Annotated in this window: 17 protein-coding genes and 1 pseudogene; 11 read left to right on the plus strand and 7 right to left on the minus strand. The window is 69.9% G+C overall.

What is annotated here, in order from left to right; genetic code table 11:
- Positions 1 to 53: 53 nt before the first annotated feature.
- Positions 54 to 1,058, plus strand: coding sequence for an inner membrane protein YhjD (yhjD, locus tag L1857_RS06505; protein ID WP_094004012.1), 1,005 nt, complete (start codon positions 54 to 56; stop codon positions 1,056 to 1,058).
- A gap of 6 nt (positions 1,059 to 1,064) precedes the next feature.
- Here the strand turns inward: yhjD and L1857_RS06510 are convergent, their stop codons facing one another.
- Complete coding sequence (locus L1857_RS06510; RefSeq protein ID WP_116111535.1) at positions 1,065 to 2,273, minus strand: D-alanyl-D-alanine carboxypeptidase family protein; 1,209 nt, start codon at positions 2,271 to 2,273, stop codon at positions 1,065 to 1,067.
- A 73-nt stretch (positions 2,274 to 2,346) separates the two neighbouring features.
- Here L1857_RS06510 and L1857_RS06515 point away from each other — a divergent pair, with 73 nt between their 5' ends.
- From L1857_RS06515 to L1857_RS06530, 4 genes are all read left to right on the plus strand, one after another.
- Entirely contained in the window at positions 2,347 to 2,580 is a 234-nt protein-coding gene (locus tag L1857_RS06515) for an SCO4848 family membrane protein (protein WP_167481562.1), read from the plus strand.
- 52 nt (positions 2,581 to 2,632) lie between these two features.
- Positions 2,633 to 2,932 (plus strand): transposase, encoded by a 300-nt coding sequence (locus L1857_RS06520; RefSeq protein ID WP_233157108.1) that lies wholly within the window; start codon positions 2,633 to 2,635, stop codon positions 2,930 to 2,932.
- A 32-nt stretch (positions 2,933 to 2,964) separates the two neighbouring features.
- The gene (locus L1857_RS35655) at positions 2,965 to 3,123 is read left to right on the plus strand and encodes a hypothetical protein (protein ID WP_369806766.1); all 159 of its coding nucleotides are present in this window, start codon (positions 2,965 to 2,967) and stop codon (positions 3,121 to 3,123) included.
- 108 nt (positions 3,124 to 3,231) lie between these two features.
- Positions 3,232 to 5,004 (plus strand): vWA domain-containing protein, encoded by a 1,773-nt coding sequence (locus L1857_RS06530; RefSeq protein ID WP_205413305.1) that lies wholly within the window; start codon positions 3,232 to 3,234, stop codon positions 5,002 to 5,004.
- 52 nt (positions 5,005 to 5,056) lie between these two features.
- On the opposite strand, the gene L1857_RS06535 is transcribed toward L1857_RS06530, so the two are convergent.
- Genes L1857_RS06535 through sdhC form a run of 4 tightly spaced genes read right to left on the minus strand, consistent with a single transcriptional unit; the run spans position 5,057 to position 8,523 of the window.
- Complete coding sequence (locus L1857_RS06535; RefSeq protein ID WP_017986767.1) at positions 5,057 to 5,830, minus strand: succinate dehydrogenase iron-sulfur subunit; 774 nt, start codon at positions 5,828 to 5,830, stop codon at positions 5,057 to 5,059.
- Complete coding sequence (gene sdhA, locus L1857_RS06540; protein ID WP_116111527.1) at positions 5,830 to 7,617, minus strand: succinate dehydrogenase flavoprotein subunit; 1,788 nt, start codon at positions 7,615 to 7,617, stop codon at positions 5,830 to 5,832. The genes L1857_RS06535 and sdhA overlap by 1 nt, the downstream gene beginning before the upstream one ends.
- A 28-nt stretch (positions 7,618 to 7,645) precedes the next feature.
- Positions 7,646 to 8,065 carry a succinate dehydrogenase hydrophobic membrane anchor subunit gene (locus L1857_RS06545; protein WP_116111526.1) on the minus strand — a complete coding sequence of 140 codons (420 nt, stop codon included), beginning with the start codon at positions 8,063 to 8,065 and terminating at the stop codon, positions 7,646 to 7,648.
- Positions 8,066 to 8,067: 2 nt separating this feature from the next.
- Positions 8,068 to 8,523 (minus strand): succinate dehydrogenase, cytochrome b556 subunit, encoded by a 456-nt coding sequence (sdhC, locus tag L1857_RS06550; RefSeq protein WP_094004019.1) that lies wholly within the window; start codon positions 8,521 to 8,523, stop codon positions 8,068 to 8,070.
- Positions 8,524 to 9,028: 505 nt separating this feature from the next.
- Here sdhC and L1857_RS06555 point away from each other — a divergent pair.
- The 6 genes and pseudogenes from L1857_RS06555 to L1857_RS06580 all read left to right on the plus strand — a co-directional run bounded on the left by L1857_RS06555 (position 9,029) and on the right by L1857_RS06580 (position 15,760).
- Entirely contained in the window at positions 9,029 to 10,132 is a 1,104-nt protein-coding gene (locus L1857_RS06555) for a BMP family lipoprotein (RefSeq protein WP_116111533.1), read from the plus strand.
- A gap of 74 nt (positions 10,133 to 10,206) precedes the next feature.
- Positions 10,207 to 11,747 (plus strand): annotated as a pseudogene (locus L1857_RS06560) (ABC transporter ATP-binding protein).
- Positions 11,744 to 12,835: an ABC transporter permease gene (locus L1857_RS06565; protein WP_116111525.1), complete on the plus strand. Its 1,092-nt coding sequence runs from the start codon at positions 11,744 to 11,746 to the stop codon at positions 12,833 to 12,835. Before L1857_RS06560 ends, L1857_RS06565 begins: the two are co-directional and overlap by 4 nt.
- Entirely contained in the window at positions 12,832 to 14,100 is a 1,269-nt protein-coding gene (locus tag L1857_RS06570) for an ABC transporter permease (protein ID WP_094004022.1), read from the plus strand. The genes L1857_RS06565 and L1857_RS06570 overlap by 4 nt, the downstream gene beginning before the upstream one ends.
- Entirely contained in the window at positions 14,100 to 14,489 is a 390-nt protein-coding gene (locus L1857_RS06575; RefSeq protein WP_094004023.1) for a cytidine deaminase, read from the plus strand. The genes L1857_RS06570 and L1857_RS06575 overlap by 1 nt, the downstream gene beginning before the upstream one ends.
- Entirely contained in the window at positions 14,486 to 15,760 is a 1,275-nt protein-coding gene (locus tag L1857_RS06580; RefSeq protein WP_116111523.1) for a thymidine phosphorylase, read from the plus strand. Before L1857_RS06575 ends, L1857_RS06580 begins: the two co-directional genes overlap by 4 nt.
- A gap of 607 nt (positions 15,761 to 16,367) precedes the next feature.
- Here L1857_RS06580 and L1857_RS06585 read toward each other — a convergent pair.
- The gene (locus L1857_RS06585; protein WP_116111522.1) at positions 16,368 to 16,742 is read right to left on the minus strand and encodes a VOC family protein; all 375 of its coding nucleotides are present in this window, start codon (positions 16,740 to 16,742) and stop codon (positions 16,368 to 16,370) included.
- A gap of 66 nt (positions 16,743 to 16,808) precedes the next feature.
- Complete coding sequence (locus L1857_RS06590; protein WP_116111521.1) at positions 16,809 to 17,957, minus strand: coiled-coil domain-containing protein; 1,149 nt, start codon at positions 17,955 to 17,957, stop codon at positions 16,809 to 16,811.
- Positions 17,958 to 18,079 lie beyond the last annotated feature (122 nt).

Raw genomic sequence — 18,079 nt, forward strand, 5'->3', positions numbered from 1 at the left:
ACCTATTCCGGCCTCGAATTGCAGGGCCGGGACCGGGTCGTTAGCGTTTTCCCGTGGCGGACGAAAAGGAAAAGCTGGTCCCGCGGCTGCGCCGGAAGTACCCGTGGCTCGATCACCTGGTGCGAGCCAACGACGCGTTCGGCGAGCGCTACGGCAACCACTACGCGGCGGCGATCACGTACTTCAGCGTGCTGTCGCTGTTTCCGCTGCTCATGGTGGGGTTCTCGATCGCCGGGTTCGTGCTGGCGAACAACGCGACGGCCCTGAACGAGCTGCGCGACGGGATCGTGTCGTCGACGCCGGCGGGCATCGGGGACTTCGTCGCGAACATCGTCGACACGGCGTTGAAGTCGCGGGGCGCCACCGGGGTGTTCGGTCTGCTGCTGGCCCTGTACTCGGGGATCGGCTGGATGAGCAACCTGCGGGACGCGCTCACCGCCCAGTGGGGGCAGGAGAAGAAGAGCCGCCCGCTGGTCTCGACGACGATCAAGGACCTGCTCGCGCTCGCCGGGCTCGGGCTGGCGCTGGTGGTGTCGTTCGGTCTGACCGCGATCGGCGGCGGGGTCGGCAACCTGATCCTGCGGTGGGTGGGGCTGGACGACCAGGGGTGGGCGTTGTTCATCCTGCGCCTGGCGACGATCCTGCTGGCGCTGCTGGCCAACATGCTGGTGTTCCTGTGGGTGCTGTCGCGGCTGCCGCGGGAGAAGGTGTCGCCGCGCAGCGCGATCAAGGGCGCCGCGATCGCCTCGGTGGGATTCGAGGTGCTGAAGCAGGTCGGTTCGATCTACCTGGCGAGCGTGACCAGCTCGCCGAGCGGGGCCCTGTTCGGGCCGATCATCGGTCTGCTGGTGTTCGCCAACCTGGTGTCCCGCTTCCTGCTCTTCGTCACGGCCTGGACGGCGACGGCGCGGGAGAACCTCGTGCAGACGGTCGAACCCCCACCGCCGGCGGTCATCCGGCCGACGGTGGAGGTGCGGCGCGGCCCCGGTGCGGGCGCGGTGGCCGGAGCGTTCAGCGCGGGCGCGGTGCTGGCCTGGCTGGGCCGGCGGCGCCGGTAGCGCCGGTCAGGAGGCCTGCGGCCCCTGCCGCTTCTTGCGGTGGTGCCCGATCACGAACCCGGCCACGATGATCACCGCCACCACCAGCGTCAGGATCCACCCGGTCACCCCGAAGGGATCCTTCTCCACCGCCACCCCGGCGTCCGCGACGCCGGAATCCGAAGCGGCGCCGTCCGCGGTCACCTCCGGCGCGGCCGGCGACACCAGGTGCCCGACCGGCGAAGCGTTCGTCCGGGCCAGTGCGAAGCCGTAGTCCAGCAGCGCCTTGGCCTGGTTCACGACGGGCGTGGGGCGGTTCTCGGCCCGCATCAGGACCACCGCGACGCGCCGGCCGTTCTGTTCGGCGGCGCCGACGTAGGTGTGCCGGGCGTCGTCGGTGAAGCCGGTCTTCCCGCCGAGGAAACCGGGGTACGTGCCGAGCAGCTTGTTGTCGTTGACGATCGAGAACGCGGGCTTGCCGGGCTGCGCCGGGATCTGCACGGCGCGCGTCGCGATCGAGGCGGCGAACTCGGGCTGCTTCATGGCGTAGTTGAAGATCAGGCTCATGTCGTAGGCCGACGCCGACATGCCCGGCCCGTCGAGCCCGGACGGCGTCGCCGCGCGGGTGTCCGTCGCGCCCAGTTCCGCGGCCAGGTCGTTCATCTTCCGCTCCGTCGCTGGCACCCCGCCCAGCGCGGTGGCGAAGGCGTGGGCGACGTCGTTGCCGGAGTGCATCAGCAGGCCGTGCAGCAGCAGGTCCACGGTGTACCGGCCGCCGGCGACGAGGCCGACGCAGGTGCACTCCTGGCTGGCGTCCTCGACCGTCGGAACGATGATCTGCTCCGGCTTCAGCTCGCGGATCACCACGAGCGCCAGCAGCGTCTTGATCAGCGACGCCGGGCGCTGGCGGGCGTGCGGGTTCTTCGCCGCGAGGACTTCGCCCGTGTCGAGGTCCTGCACCAGCCAGGACGCGGCGGTGGTGCCGGGCGGAACCGCGGCGCCGGACGGGTGGACCACGCCGCACTCGCCCATGCGCGCCCCGCCGACCGCGGCCTTCGGCACCGGCAGGGGAGCGGGCGCGGCCACGCCGGGCGGTGGCTGTTCGGAGGTGTCCACCGGCGGGGGCGGCACGACCGCGTCCGGGCACACGGCGGGAGCGGCCGCCGCGGTGCCCGCGAACGGGACGAGACCGGACAACACAACCAGAACGAGGGAGAGCAGAAAACCGCGTCGCACCAAAGCAGGCTAGAGGACGCGCGTACCGGTTCCCCCGCGCGGCGCCCCGATCCGATCGGGGGATACTCGGAGCATGTCTCGACGTGTGGCGTGGTTCCTGCTGGCTTTCGGGATCTGGTCCTGGGTCATCTGGATCACGTTCGTGAAGAACCTGTGGGCGAGCGAGAACTCGTGGGGGCCGGACGGGTCGGCCACCGGGTTCTTCGTCGTGCACCTCATCCTGGCGATCGTGAGCTTCGCCCTCGGCACGATCATCGGGGTCATCGGGCTGCGCGGCCTGCGCGCGAAGCAGAAGGCCGACGCCTAGCGCGTGTTTCAAGGCTGGGAGCTGGTGTGATGCCGATGAGGATCGTGTCGGCGTGTCGTTGGAACCGCTGCTGCCCATCGGCAGTAACCCTGGCCGCCCGCCGAAGTGGACCAAACGCCAGCTGATCAACGGGATCCGCTGGCGGATCCGGATCGGTGCACCCTGGCAAGACATCCCCCGGGTCTATGGGCCGTGCGCACGGCAAAGGGGGATCCGCAGGTCGAACCGCCCGGCGGGACCGACGCCGAACCTGCTGATCACGGGCTCGGCCGCCCCCGGCCTGCAGCTCCCGAGCCAACCGTGGCTACCTGGGGCGTCGTGGGATCAAGGCCACGATCCCGGTGCCGGCTGACCAAGCGGGGTACCGGCGGCGGGCGTGGCCGTGTGGGTGGCCGCCGCCGGCGTTCGATCCTGGAGGTGGAGTGCTGCATCAACCGGCTCAAACGCAACCGGGCAGTGGCCACCCGCTACGACAAGCTCGCCGTGCGTTTCGAGGCGGTACTGACAATCGCCTCGATCAACGAGTGGCTGCCCCGCTCATGAAACACGCACTAGCCGAAACCCGGTGGAACCCATTCGTTTGCGATCGCATCCAAGCGGCATCGATCACACGGATGGGGGACCATGTTCCGGCTTTCGCAGCTTCTCCCGGTGGCCGTCGCGGGCCTGCTGGGGCTCGGGCTCGCCCCGGCTCACGCGCAGGAGCCCACCTACGCCCCGACCATGCTCGTCCTCGACGGGTCCGGCTCCATGAAGCAGGCGGACCCCACCAGCGGCACCAAGATGGACGCCGCGAAGACCGCGCTCCGCCGGTTCATCGGGTCGGCGCCCGCGCAAGCCCAGGTCGGCCTCACCGTCTACGGCACCCGCACCGGCTCCTCCGACGCCGAGAAGCCGCAGGGCTGCCAGGACGTCCAGGTCCTCAGCCCGCCCCGCGCCATCGACAAGCCCGCCCTCACCGCGGCCGTCGACGGCATCCAGCCCAGCGGCTACACCCCGATCGGCACCGCCCTGCGCACCGCCGCCGACGCGCTCCCGGACACCGGCCCGCGCGCGATCGTCCTCGTCTCCGACGGGGAGGACACCTGCGCCCCGCCCGACCCCTGCGAGGTCGCCCGCGAGCTGACCGCCCAGGGCGCCACGGTCGTCGTGCACGCGGTCGGCTTCGCCGTCGACGCCAAGTCCCGTGCGCAGCTCACCTGCATCGCGCAGGTCACCGGCGGCACCTACACCGACGCGCCCGACGGCAAGACCCTGGAGCGCATCCTGCCGCGCGTCTCCGCGACCGCCCTGCGCACCTACGAGCCCGCCGGCACCCCGATCACCGGTACCGCGACCTGGGACAACGCACCGGTGGCCGAGCCCGGCCAGCACCTGGACACCATCGGGCAGAAGGAGACCCGCTACTACGCGGTGGACGTGCCAGAGGGCGGCGCCGCCCACTTCAGCGCCACCATCTCCTTCCCGCGCATCGACGGCGTTTCGATCACGCAGGACATGAACACGCTGCAGTTGCGCCTCTACGCCGACGGCGGCAAGGACTGCCACGTGTTCGAGACCGAGCAGGTCACGATGTCCAGCGACGGCGAGGCGCTGACCGTCGCCCGCACCCTGGACGGCGACGACGGCACGTGCAAGGGCGGCGGTCGCTACTACGTCGCGCTCACCTGGGACCGCGTCTCCGCCGGGGTGCCGGAGCGGCTGCCGGTCGAACTGCTCACCATCGTCGAACCGCCGGTCACCGACGGTGGCAGCAGGGCGGTCCTGCCGAAGGTCCCGTTCACCGAACCGTCCGCGGACCGGGAGGTGACCGGCGGCGGGTCGTTCACGGTCGCGGCGACGCTGCCGGGCAGTGGCCGCTACCGGGACACGCTGCAACGGGGCGAGTACGTCTTCTACCGCGTCAAGCTCGACTGGGGCCAGGGGCTGGCCTACCGGGTCCACTTCGGACAGGCGGGTGGCAGCGGCGTGGACAACATCTCCAACATCGCCACCTCGCTGTACAACCCGTACCGCGCGCAGATCGACTCCGACACCACGGTCTTCACGGGCCGGCCGGCGGCGCTGCCGTCGACCGAGGACGTGCTGTCCACCGTTCCGGTCCGGTACCACAACCGCCACGCCGACACCTTCTCGGCGCGCAGTCAGGCCCTGGCGGGCTGGTACTACATCGCGATCAAGGTGGGCTCCACCGCCGCGTCCGGCGACGACGTCCCGGTGCCGGTCACGCTCGACCTGACGATCGGCGGCCGGCCGGAGGACGGCCCGTCCTACGCCGGCGCCAGCCAGAAGCCCGCCCAGAGGGCCCCGGTGCTCGTCGCAGCCGAGGAACCGACGGAGACCTGGCCGATCTGGCTCGGCGTCGGCGCGGGCGCCGTCGTCCTGGGCGGCGTCATCACCGTCGTGGTCCGCAAACGGGCCTGAACGCGGCGAAGGCCCCCGCGCCAGGAGCACGGGGGCCTTCGCCGCCGGAAACTCAGACGCGCTTGAACAGCAGCGCGCGCTTGACCTCCTGGATCGCCTTCGTCACCTGGATGCCACGCGGGCACGCGTCGGTGCAGTTGAACGTCGTGCGGCAGCGCCACACGCCCTCGGCGTCGTTGAGGATGTCCAGCCGCTCCTCGGAACCCTCGTCACGGCTGTCGAAGATGAACCGGTGGGCGTTGACGATCGCCGCCGGGCCGAAGTACGACCCGTCGTTCCAGTACACCGGGCACGACGAGGTGCACGCCGCGCACAGGATGCACTTGGTGGTGTCGTCGAACCGCTCGCGATCGGCCGCCGACTGGATCCGCTCGCGCGTGGGCTCGTTGCCGTAGGTGATCAGGTACGGCTTCACCGCCCGGTACGCCTCGAAGAACGGCTCCATGTCGACGTAGAGGTCCTTCAGCGTCGGCAGGCCCTTGATCGGAGCCACGGTGACCGTGGTCTCCTTGCCGTCCTTCGCCAGCAGGTCCTTGACCAGCACCTTGCAGGCCAGCCGGTTGATCCCGTTGATCTGCATCGCGTCCGAACCGCAGATGCCGTGCGCGCACGACCGGCGGAACGACAGCGTGCCGTCCACGTAGTTCTTGATGTTGAACAGCAGGTTCAGCACCCGGTCGGTCGGCAGCGCCGGGACCTCGTAGGACTCCCAGTGCGGCGCGTCGTCGATCTCGGGGTTGAACCGCTGGATCTTCACCGTGATGGTGACCGAGCCCTCCGGCGCGGGAATCCCGTTGACGGTGTTCTGTTCGGCTACCGCGGTCATCAGTACTTCCGCTCCATCGGCTCGTACCGGGTGAAGGTCACCGGCTTGTAGTCCAGCCGGATGTCGGCCATGAACCCGTTGATGCCCAGCGGGGCGTCCGGGTCTGGCTTGTCCGGCAGAATCTTGTACGACATCGAGTGCCGCATGAAGTTGACGTCGTCCCGGTTCGGGTAGTCCTCGCGGGCGTGCCCGCCGCGGGACTCCTTGCGCGCCAGGGCGGCGTTGACCAGGGCCTCGGCCAGGTCGAGCAGGAAGCCCAGCTCGATCGCCTCGAGCAGGTCGGTGTTGTACCGCTTGCCCTTGTCCTGGATCGAGATCCGGCCGTAGCGCTCCTTGAGCCGCTGGACGTCGGTCAGCGCGGTCTTCAGCGTGTCCTCGGTGCGGTACACGGCCGCGTTGGTGTCCATGGTCTGCTGCAGCTCGGTGCGGATGTCGGTGACCCGCTCGCCACCGTGCGCGGTGCGCAGGTGGTCGACCATGCCCTCGACCATCTTGGCCGGGTTCTCCGGCAGCTCGACGAAGTCGTGGCCCAGGGCGTACTCGGCGGCGGCGATGCCGGCGCGGCGGCCGAACACGTTGATGTCCAGCAGCGAGTTGGTGCCCAGCCGGTTCGCGCCGTGCACCGACACGCACGCGACCTCACCGGCGGCGTAAGCGCCGGGCAGGACGGTGTCGTTGTCGAGCAGGGCCTCGCCGTGCACGTTCGTCGGGATGCCGCCCATCGCGTAGTGCGCGGTCGGGTACACCGGCACCGGCTCCTTCACCGGGTCCACGCCCAGGTAGGTGCGGGCGAACTCGGTGATGTCCGGCAGCTTGGTCTCCAGGACCTCCGCGCCGAGGTGCGTGCAGTCCAGGAGCACGTAGTCCTTGTGCGGGCCGGCGCCGCGGCCCTCCAGCACCTCCAGGACCATCGACCGGGCGACGATGTCCCGCGGCGCGAGGTCCTTGATGGTCGGGGCGTAGCGCTCCATGAACCGCTCACCCGAGGCGTTGCGCAGGATCGCGCCCTCGCCGCGGGCGCCCTCGGTGAGCAGGATGCCGAGGCCGGCCAGGCCGGTCGGGTGGAACTGGTAGAACTCGATGTCCTCCAGCGGCAGGCCCTTGCGGTAGTAGATGCCCATGCCGTCACCGGTGAGGGTGTGCGCGTTCGACGTGGTCTTGAAGACCTTGCCGAAGCCACCGGTGGCGAACACGACCGCCTTCGCCTGAAAGACGTGGATCTCGCCGGTCGCGAGTTCGTAGGCGACGGCGCCGGTGGCGACGGGCCCGTTCTCGGTCTCGGTGGTGATCATGTCGAGCACGTAGAACTCGTTGAAGAACTCGATCCCGTGCTTGACGCAGTTCTGGTACAGCGTCTGCAGGATCATGTGACCGGTGCGGTCGGCCGCGTAGCAGGCCCGGCGCACCGCGGCCTTGCCGTGGTCACGGGTGTGCCCGCCGAACCGGCGCTGGTCGATCTTGCCTTCCGGCGTCCGGTTGAACGGCAGGCCCATCTTCTCCAGGTCGAGCACGGCGTCGATGGCCTCCTTGGCCATGATCTCCGCCGCGTCCTGGTCGGTCAGGTAGTCGCCGCCCTTGACCGTGTCGAAGGTGTGCCACTCCCAGTTGTCCTCTTCGACGTTGGCCAGCGCGGCGCACATGCCGCCCTGGGCCGCGCCGGTGTGGGAGCGGGTCGGGTAGAGCTTGGTGAGGACCGCGGTGCGGGCGCGCTGGCCCGACTCGATGGCGGCGCGCATACCGGCGCCACCGGCGCCCACGATCACCACGTCGTACTTGTGGAACTGCATGTCCGCTTCTTCCTCGGGTGGTGGTGGGTCAGCTGCCGGCCATGTCGGGGTCGAAGGTGAAGATCACCAGGGTGCCCACGAACAGGATGAGGACCATCGAGACGTAGAGCACGATCTTCAGCCAGAAGCGCGTGCTGTCCTTGCGGACGTAGTCGTCGATGATCGTGCGCAGGCCGTTGCCGCCGTGCAGCTGGGCCAGCCACAGCATCAGCAGGTCCCACGTCTGCCAGAACGGCGAGGACCAGCGGCCGGCGACGAAGCCCCAGTTGATGCGGTGCACGCCGCCGTCGAGGATGTTCATGATGAACAGGTGGCCGAGCACCAGGACGACCAGCGCGAGGCCGGAGATCCGCATGAACAGCCAGCTGTAGAGCTCGAAGTTGCTGCGGCGGGCGGCGGGGCGCCGCGGCGAGCGCGGCTTGTCGAGCGCGAGGGTTTCGGTCGCCATCTCTACTCTCCGCCTCCGAACATCACCGACACCGTGCGCCACATCATCGCGATCGCGCCGGGGATCATGACGAGCACCCAGACGACGGCGATCGTCCACAGCATGTGCTTCTGGTACTTCGTGCCCTTCGACCAGAAGTCGACCAGCATGACCCGGATGCCGTTCAGCGCGTGGAACAGCACGGCGCCGACCAGGCCCACCTCCATGAGGTTGACCAGCGGGGTCTTGTAGGTCTCGATGACCTCGTTGTAGGTGTCGGGGGAAACCCGGACCAGCGCGGTGTCGAGGACGTGGACGAACAGGAAGAAGAAGGTGAGCACGCCCGTGATCCGGTGCAGGACCCAGGACCACATGCCCGGGTCGCCCCGGTAGAAGGTCCCGCTCCGGCGTGAGGCACCCGCCCGATCGCTCGCCTCCGCCGCCGTCTGGTCGGCGGCGGTGCTCGCCGTGGTGGACATCGGTGTACGGCCTCCAACGTCGTGGTTGGACTGTGCCCGGCTGACCTGCGAATCCACCGGGCCGCGGGGAGCGTCCACCTGGGACTTCGCAGGCGCCCCGGCGGGGTGTTCAAGGCCATCGAGCTTGGATAGAGGGGATGCTAGACCTGCTCGCCATACCGCACTCAACCTGTGGTTGGTGTGTGTGATCGACCAGACACCGTACGCGTGTCGTGCGTCTCATCCTCATTAACACCCCGGCGAAACTTCGCGAAGTGAGGTGAATCTCGCTCACTCGGATGGGTGGGGGTGACTCCATGTGATTGAACTGTCGCAGTGCCGGAGGACAAGCAAACATTTAGGTTACGTGCTGTGGCTCTGGCATGGCCATTTGCTCACAGGCGGGTACCGTTCGCCCGTCGAGCCCGGCACTGAGCCGGGTCGTTCTCGGGTCCGCTGGAACAACCAGCGGGGAGGGAGAGACAGGGTGCGTAAGACGCGTGCCACCACACTGGCCGCCACCGCCATGGCGGCGGCGCTCGCGCTGGCGGGGTGTGCGAAGGACTCCGGCACCAGCGGGAGCAGCAACAACGACAACGCCGCGGCCGGTTCCTGCGTCACGGCACAGGCGCCCGCGGCCACCGCCGCGTCCACGACCTCGAGCGCCGCCGGCGCCAAGGTCGACGCCAGCAAGCTGCGGGTCGCGCTCGCGTTCGACATCGGGGGCCGGGGTGACGCGTCGTTCAACGACGCCGCTGCCGCGGGCGTGGACAAGGCCAAGGCCGACATGGGCGTCACCGACGTCCGCGAGAGCACCGCGTCGCCGACCGAGGACGAGGCCGCCAAGGAGCAGCGGCTGACCCAGCTGGCCGCCGACGGCTACAGCCCGATCCTGGCGATCGGCTTCGCCTACGCCACCGCGGTGCAGGCCGTCGCGCCGAAGTTCCCGAACACCCAGTTCGCCATCGTCGACGACGATTCGGTCACCGCGCCGAACGTCACCCCGCTGGTGTTCTCCGAGGAGCAGGGCTCCTTCCTGGTGGGTGTCGCCGCGGTCTACAAGAGCAAGAACTGCCACGTGGGCTTCGTCGGTGGCGTGAACACGCCGCTGATCCAGAAGTTCGAGGCCGGGTTCATCGCGGGCGCCAAGGCCGCGTCGAACAAGGTCCAGATCACCAGCGACTACCTGACCCCGGCCGGTGACAACACCGGTTTCCAGGACCCGGCGAAGGGCAACATCAAGGCCGCCGCCGAGTTCTCCGCCGGCGCCGACGTGGTGTACCAGGCCGCCGGTGCCTCCGGTAAGGGCGTCTTCCAGGCCGCGAGCGCGGCCAAGGGGCTGGCCATCGGCGTCGACTCCGACCAGTACCACCAGGCGACCGTCGCCGAGTACAAGGACGTCATCATGACCTCCATGCTCAAGCGGGTCGACGTGGCCGTGTACGACTACCTCCGGGCGCTGGCGACCAACACGCTCAGCTCGCTGCCCAAGCGGTTCGACCTGTCGGTGGACGGCGTCGGCTACTCCACCTCCGGTGGCCAGGTCGACGACATCAAGCCGCAGCTCGAGGGCTACAAGCAGGCGATCATCTCGGGCGCGATCACCGTCCCGTCCACGCCGCAGAAGTAGATCTTTTCCAGCCGCGTCCGGGGCTCGGGAGGGTGACCCCTTCCCGGGCCCCGTGCGCCGTTTCCGGGGGTCTCATGACCAACTCACCACCGGCCGTCGAGCTGCGCGGCATCACGAAGCGCTTTCCCGGCGTGGTCGCCAACTCCGACGTCAACCTGACGGTGGCGTCCGGCGAGGTCCACGCCATCTGCGGCGAGAACGGGGCCGGCAAGTCCACCCTGATGAAGATCCTCTACGGCATGCAGCCGCCGGACGAGGGCACGATCGCGATCAACGGCGAGCAGATCCGGCTGCGCAACCCGCAGGACGCGATCCGCGCCGGCATCGGCATGGTGCACCAGCACTTCATGCTCGCCGACAACCTGACGGTGCGGGAGAACGTCCTGCTCGGCGCCGAGAACCTGCACGGCATCGGCCGGGCCGCGCGCGCGAAGCTGGCCGAGCTGGAGAAGCAGGTCGGGCTGTCCGCGCCGCTGGACGCGCTGGTCGAGACGCTGGGCGTCGCCGACCGGCAGCGCGTGGAGATCATGAAGGTGCTCTACCGCGGCGCGCGGATCGTCATCCTGGACGAGCCGACCGCGGTGCTGGTGCCGCAGGAGGTCGACGCGCTGTTCGAGACCGTGCGCGGCATGCAGGCGCAGGGGTTCACGTTCATCTTCATCTCGCACAAGCTCGACGAGGTCCGCGCGATCGCCGACACGGTCACCGTGATCCGGCGCGGCACCACGGTCGGCACCGCCGATCCGAAGAAGATTTCCTCGCGTGAGCTGGCGGAGATGATGGTCGGCTCCGAGCTGCCCAGCCCGGAGACCCGCGAGTCCACCGTCACCGACCGGGACGTGCTGCGGGTGACCGGGCTGCGGCTGACCGTCGAGGGGGCTGATACCACTGTGCGCGCCGTGCTCGACGACATCACCTTCACCGTGCACGCGGGCGAGGTGCTCGGCATCGCCGGGGTCGAGGGCAACGGCCAGACCGAGCTGGTCGAGACGATCATGGGCATGCGCAAGGCCACCGCCGGGTCGATCGAGCTGGTCGACGCCGACGGCAACGCGCGCGATCTGACCGGCCTGGGCACGCTCGCCCGGCGCGAGGCCGGCATCGGCTACGTGCCGGAGGACCGCACCCGGCACGGCCTGCTGCTGACGCAACCGTTGTGGGCCAACCGGATCCTCGGCTACCAGACCCGGCGGCCGGTGTCGAAGGGCCAGCTGCTCGACATCCCCGGGGCCCGCAAGGACACCGAGCGGATCGTCGCCGACTACGACGTCCGCACGCCCGGCATCGAGGTGCCCGCGGCGGCGCTGTCCGGCGGGAACCAGCAGAAGCTGGTGGTCGGCCGGGAGCTGTCCGGCAACCCGGTGCTGCTGATCGCCTCGCACCCGACCCGCGGGTGGACGTCGGCGCGCAGGCGCTGATCTGGGAGCAGATCCGCCAGGCCCGGCACGACGGGCTGGCGGTGCTGCTGATCTCGGCCGACCTCGACGAGCTGATCGGCCTGTCCGACACCATCCGCGTCATGCTGCGCGGACGTCTGGTGAGCGAAGCCGACCCGGCCACGGTGACCCCGACCGAGCTGGGCTCGGCCATGACCGGAGCGGAGGAAGCCGCGTGACCTCCTGGCGCACCAAGGTGCTGCCGCCCCTGCTGGCGATCGTCTTCTCGGTGCTGATCTGCTCGATCGCACTGCTGATCTCCGGAGCCGATCCGCTGCAGGCCTACGGCACCATGATCGGCCAGCTGTTCAAGGGCACCACCGCCGTGGACACGGTGAACCTGGCGACGGTCTACTACCTGTCCGGGCTCGCGGTGGCCATCGGCTTCCAGATGAACCTGTTCAACATCGGTGTCGAGGGCCAGTACCGCTTCGCCGCCGTGGTCGCCGCGATCATCGGCGGGGCCGTCGTGCTGCCGCCGGTCATCCACGTCGTCTTCATCATCCTCGTGGCGGCGCTGGCCGGCGCGGTCTACGCGGCGGTGCCGGCGATCCTCAAGGTGACCCGCGGGGTCAGCGAGGTCATCTCGACGATCATGCTCAACGCGATCGTCGGCGGCATCGTGGCGTTCCTGATCAACCCCGACCAGTTCGGCGTGCTGACCGGGAACAACCTCAAGACCGAGGAGATCGCCCCGTCCGGCCGGGTGCCGAACATCCCGATCGGCGGCGGTGAGCTGTTCGGCTTCGTGATCATCGCCGCGGCCATCGGCTTCGCCTACTGGTTCATGCTCAACCGCACCCGGTTCGGCTTCGAGCTGCGGGCCAGCGGCGAGTCGACCACGGCGGCGGCCGCGGGTGGCGTCAACGCGAAGAAGATGACGCTGATCGCGATGCTGCTCTCCGGCGCGGTGGCCGGCCTGGTCGCCATCCCGGAGCTGGTCGGCCGCGACTTCACCTACGCCATCACCTCGACCCAGGGGTACGGCTTCACCGGCATCGCGGTCGCGCTGCTGGGTCGGAACCACCCGGGCGGCATCGCGCTCGGCGCGCTGCTGTGGGCGTTCCTGGACAAGTCGGCGGTGTCGCTGGAGCAGGTCGACGTGCCGAAGGAGATCGCGACGATCATGCAGGGCGCGATCGTGCTGTCGGTCGTCGTGGCGTACGAGATCGTGAAGCGGGCCGACCTGGCCGCCGCGCAGCGCCGCGTCGGCCGCGCGCTGTCGGGCGGGCGTCCCGCTTCGGTGAGTGAAGGGGGTGCGGTGTGAGTCTCGCGACGGAAACCGCGGCGCCGCTGACCGTGCCGCCGGCCCCGGGCAAGCGCCGGATCCCCGGCTGGGCGCGTGGTGTCCTGTGGGCGGTGGGGATCGTCGCGGTGCTGTCCACCGCGTCCTACCTGACCGGGGTCAACACGCTGACCTCGACAAACACCGCGCAGACCGCGCTGCGGCTGGCGCTGCCGATCCTGCTGTGCGCGCTCGGCGGTCTGTGGTCCGAGCGCGGCGGTGTGGTCAACATCGGTCTCGAGGGCATGATGATCCTCGGCACCTGGGGTGCGGCGTGGGGCGCCTACTACGGCGGCCCGTGGGCCGGCCTCGGCGCGGCGATCGTGTTCGGCGCGCTCGGCGGCCTGCTGCACGCGATCGCGACGGTGACGTTCAACGTCAACCACATCGTCTCCGGTGTGGCGATCAACCTGCTCGGGCTCGGGGTCGCGAAGTACCTGGCGACGCTGATCTTCGAGCCGCTGTCCGGCAACCCGCGGCAGTCGCCGACGGTGCCGACGTTCGACACCTACTCGGCGACGTTCCTGTCGAACTGGCTCACCGATCTGGAGGACCAGCAGCGGGTGTTCATCTCGGACGCGGCGGGCCTGCTCAACGGGCTCGTCACCGGGGTGGCGCCGCTGACGATGATCGCGATCCTGCTGGTGCCGGTGAGCTACCTGGTGCTGTGGCGGACGCGGCTGGGGCTGCGGCTGCGGTCGTGCGGCGAGAACCCGGTGGCGGCCGAGTCGCTGGGCATCAACGTGTACGCGCACAAGTACCTGGGCGTGCTGATCTCCGGTGGCCTGGCTGGCATGGGCGGCGCGTCGCTGGTGCTGCTGCAGGGCGGCGGCGGTTACCTGGAGAACCAGACGAACGGCCGCGGGTACATCGGCCTGGCGGCGATGATCTTCGGCAACTGGCGGCCGGGCGGTCTGCTCGGTGGTGCGGCGCTGTTCGGGTACGCGGACGGTCTGCAGCTGTCCGGCGGCGGGCGGGCGGTGCTCGCGCTGCTGTACGGCGTGGTGCTGCTGCTGTTCGTGATCGTGGTGGTTCAGCTGATCCGGCGGCAGTGGATCGCGGCCGCGCTCGGTGTGGTCGGCGCCGGTGTCCTGTACTGGATCTACTGGTCCAACGACTCGTTGCCCAGCGAGCTGACGCCGTACACCGCGCACGTGGTGACGTTGATCGTGCTGGCGGTGGCGTCGCAACGGCTGCGGCCGCCGAAGGCCGGCGGTGCCCGGTACCGGCGTGGTGAGGGGGACTAGTGGGCGAGATCGACTGGGAGGCGTTGCGCGCTCAGGCCGTCGAGGCGGCGAAGAGCGCGTACGCGCCCTACTCGGGGCTGCACGTCGGCGTGGCCGGGCTGGTGGACGACGGCCGGGTGGTCGTCGGGTGCAACGTGGAAAACGCTTCCTACGGGCTCGGGTTGTGCGCGGAGTGCACGATGGCCGGGCAGCTGCGGCTGAGTGGCGGCGGGCGTCTGGTGGCGGTGGCGTGCCGGTCGGGCAGCGGTGACCTGCTGATGCCGTGCGGCCGGTGCCGGCAGATCCTGTTCGAGCTGGGCGGCGGTTCGTGTCTGGTGGACACCCCGTCCGGGGTCCTGCCGATGACCTCGGTGCTGCCGGACGCGTTCGGTCCCGCGGACCTGCCGTGACAGCGTTCGCGGCGGTCGACGTCATCCGGGCCAAGCGGGACGGCGGTGCGCTGAGCGACGAGCAGATCCGCTGGGTCGTGGACGCCTACACGCGCGGGGACGTGGCCGAGGAGCAGATGGCCGCGCTGGCGATGGCGGTGTTCCTGCGCGGGATGGACGCGCGGGAGACGGCGACCTGGACCGGCGCGATGATCGATTCGGGTTCGCGGTTGTCGTTGCGCGTGGACCGGCCGACGGTGGACAAGCACTCGACGGGCGGGGTCGGCGACAAGATCACGTTGCCGCTGGCCCCGCTGGTCGCCACGTGCGGCGCGGCGGTGCCCCAGCTGTCCGGCCGCGGCCTCGGCCACACCGGCGGCACGCTGGACAAGCTGGAGTCGATCCCCGGGTGGCGGGCTGCGTTGTCGGTGGACGAGATCACGGCGCAGTTGAATTCGGTCGGCGCGGTGGTCTGCGCGGCGACCTCCGGGTTGGCGCCCGCGGACCGGAAGCTGTACGCGCTGCGGGACGTGACGGGCACGGTCGAGTCGGTGCCGTTGATCGCCAGCTCGATCATGAGCAAGAAGATCGCGGAGGGTTCGGCCGGTCTGGTGCTGGACGTGAAGGCGGGTTCCGGGGCGTTCATGAAGAGCGTCTCGGAGGCTTCGGAGCTGGCCCGGACGCTGGTGGAGATCGGCACGGCGCACGGTGTGACCACGACGGCCCTGTTGACGGACATGAACACGCCGTTGGGCGCGGCGGTCGGCAACGCGGTCGAGGTGGCGGAGGCGGTGGAGGTCCTGCAGGGCGGGGGACCGGCGGACGTGGTGGAGCTGACGGTGGCCCTGGCGCGGGAGATGCTGGCGCTCGCGGGCCTCTCGGTGGACCCGGCTCGCGTGCTGGCCTCCGGCGAGGCTTACGAGACGTGGTGCCGGATGATCACCGCGCAGGGCGGCGACTGTTCGGCGCCCCTGCCACGGCCGGCGCACGTCGCGGTCGTGGAGGCGGCCGGTTCGGGATATCTGTCCGCTTTGGACGCGTACGCGGTCGGGGTGGCCGCGTGGCGCCTGGGAGCGGGCCGGGCACGCAAGGAGGACCCGGTCCAGCACGCGGCGGGCATCCGGTGCCTGGCCAAGCCGGGCGAGCAGGTGACCGAGGGCCAGCCGCTGCTGGAACTGCACACGGACACACCGGAGGCGGTCCCGGCAGCACTGGAGGCCCTGGCGACCGCGGTGGAGATCACCGACAAGGCCCCAGAAGCCAGAGAGCTGATCCTGCACCGCGTCAGCTGACGGCGCCGGGTCTTTGAACCCGAGGTAGCTGGGTGGTCATCCCGTCGCCTGACACGTGACGATCACTTTGAGCCAGGCCCGCAACATCCGCTGCCAACGCGAGATGACATGCCAACCTTGCGGGCCTGGCTCAAAGTGATATGCACAAACCGGAAGGCGACGGGATGACCACCCAGCGACCACCTGCCCGAGGTGAGATAACAACGGTCCCCCGTCATCCCGGAGCCTGCCCGTCCGGCGAGGACATCTTTTGATCTTTTTCCCTGCGCTTCGCGCAGGGGGCGCCTCACGGCGCCGAACGGTCACCTTGGGTGACCTCCCCCGCCCCCTCACCTTGAGTGTGTATTGGTCGCCGAGCAGGCGTGTCAAGGCGGGAAAGAGTACCTTGACACGCCTGCTCGGCGACCAAAAGCAGGCTGGGGATCGGGGGCGGGGGAGGGCTGGCGCGTAGTCGGTCTGCTTGCGTTGCCGGCCGCCGGTTGTGCAGGAGGGCTCCGGGCCTTCGCGTAGTCGGTCCACTGCCGTTGCCGGCCGCCGGTTGTGCAGAAGGTGCGGGTCTGGTGCGTAGTCGGTCCACTCCCGTTACCGACCACCAATCCACCGCTCCTCAGTTCGCGGCCCCGTGCCCCAAATCCACGATGCAGAACACGTTCCCCTCCGGGTCCGCCAGCACCACGAAATCCGGGTCCTCCGGGTACAGCTCCCAGTCCACCTGCACCGCCCCCAAAGCCACCAGCCGCGCGGTCTCGGCTGCCTGCTCCTCCGCCGAGTCCACGAACAGGTCCAGGTGCACGCGCGGATGCCGCTGCACCGGCGTCTCACTGCGCATCAGCGCCAGCACCGGCCCGTCCGCCCCGCTGAGGGTGCGCCAGTTCTCGTTCACCCACTCGCCCGTCGGGCGCAGGCCGAGCGCCTTCGTCCAGAACGTTTCGGCCCGGGGGAGGTCGTCGACGCCCAGCACCGGGATTCCCAACCGCAGCATGGTCCGAGCCTAGACACGCGAAAGGCCCCGGGCACGGCGTGCCTGGGGCCTTGCCAACGCGAGAACTCAGGCCTCCGAGTCGTCACCCTCGGGCTTGGCCTTCACGTCGGCGTTCTTCGGCGCCCGGCCGTTGCGCGCCCGCCGCGGCTGGCGCTGCGCGGGCGGCGGCGGGGCGATCTGCGGCACCGACGGCCCACCGCCGAGCATCAGCTCCGCGAACGTCGCCATCGCCTCGTCCAGCTGGCCGCCGATGCGCCGCTCCGACTCCTCGTTGCTGCGGCGCACCAGGGAACCCACCGACTCGGTGTCCGGACGGCTGGACAGCGTGCCCTCGACCCGCGAGAACCCGCTCTTCACCGCGCCGCCGAGGTCGCCGAACTGCGCGGCCACCCCCTCGTCGACCTTGTCGATCCGGCCGGCCAGATCGTCCAGGCGCCCGGTGATCTGCTCCAGGCGCGAAGACAGCGCTTCCAGCCGCTCGGTCGGGTCCAGCATCTCGCCGGTCTCGTCGATCGCGCCGCGCAGGGCCTGCGTGGCCGCCTCGACGCGCTCGCGGTTCTGGCTGTCCGCCTCGTCCACGCGGCCGCGCAGCTCGGTCAGGCCGTTCTCGACCCGCTCGCGCAGCTCGCCGACACCGTTGTCCACCCGCTCGCGCAGCTCGCTCATGCCCGAGTCGACGCGGTCGCGCAGGATGGACTCGGCCATCTCGATGCGCTCCTTCACCGGGCCGTGCACGGCCTGCGGCAGCGCGTCGAGCTTCGCGTCCTGCTTGTCCAGGTGCCCGTTCAGGTCGTCCAGGCGGCGGTGGATGTTCTCCAGCTTGTCCTCGAGCCCGTCCATCCGGCCGGCGACGCCCTCGAACCGGGCGGCCACACCGTCCAGACGGCCGTCGAGCTGGGCGAACGGCTTCGCCAGCTTGTCGACGATGCTCTCCACCGCGCGCGCCAGGTCCGCGAGCGCGTTGTCCTGCGCCTCCAGGCGGGACATGGCCTCGTCCAGGCGCTCGGCGAGCACGCCGACCTCGGTGCGGTCGGGCAGCTCCGACAGCCGCTTGCGCACGGCACCCAGGGAGTCGACCGGAGCGAGCCGCGCGTAGATGTCATCGAGCGCGTCGAAGATCTGCTGCTGCTCGCTCTCGCGGACTTCGGCCGCGCGCACCAGCATGTTGCGCATCCGGTCGAAGGACGGAGCTCCAATGTGGTTATCAGTGGTCACTTCGGTGTCCTTCGTCGGCGGGGAAAGAGGGACGTGGCGGAAGCTTAACCATTGCGGAATTGCTCTGGGTATCGCCCCCGTAAAGGCGGGAACGCCGTGGTGGCCCCGGTTGGCCGAATGCG

Origin of the sequence: Amycolatopsis thermalba, assembly GCF_023376025.1 — a bacterium.
GTDB lineage: Bacteria > Actinomycetota > Actinomycetes > Mycobacteriales > Pseudonocardiaceae > Amycolatopsis_E > Amycolatopsis_E thermalba.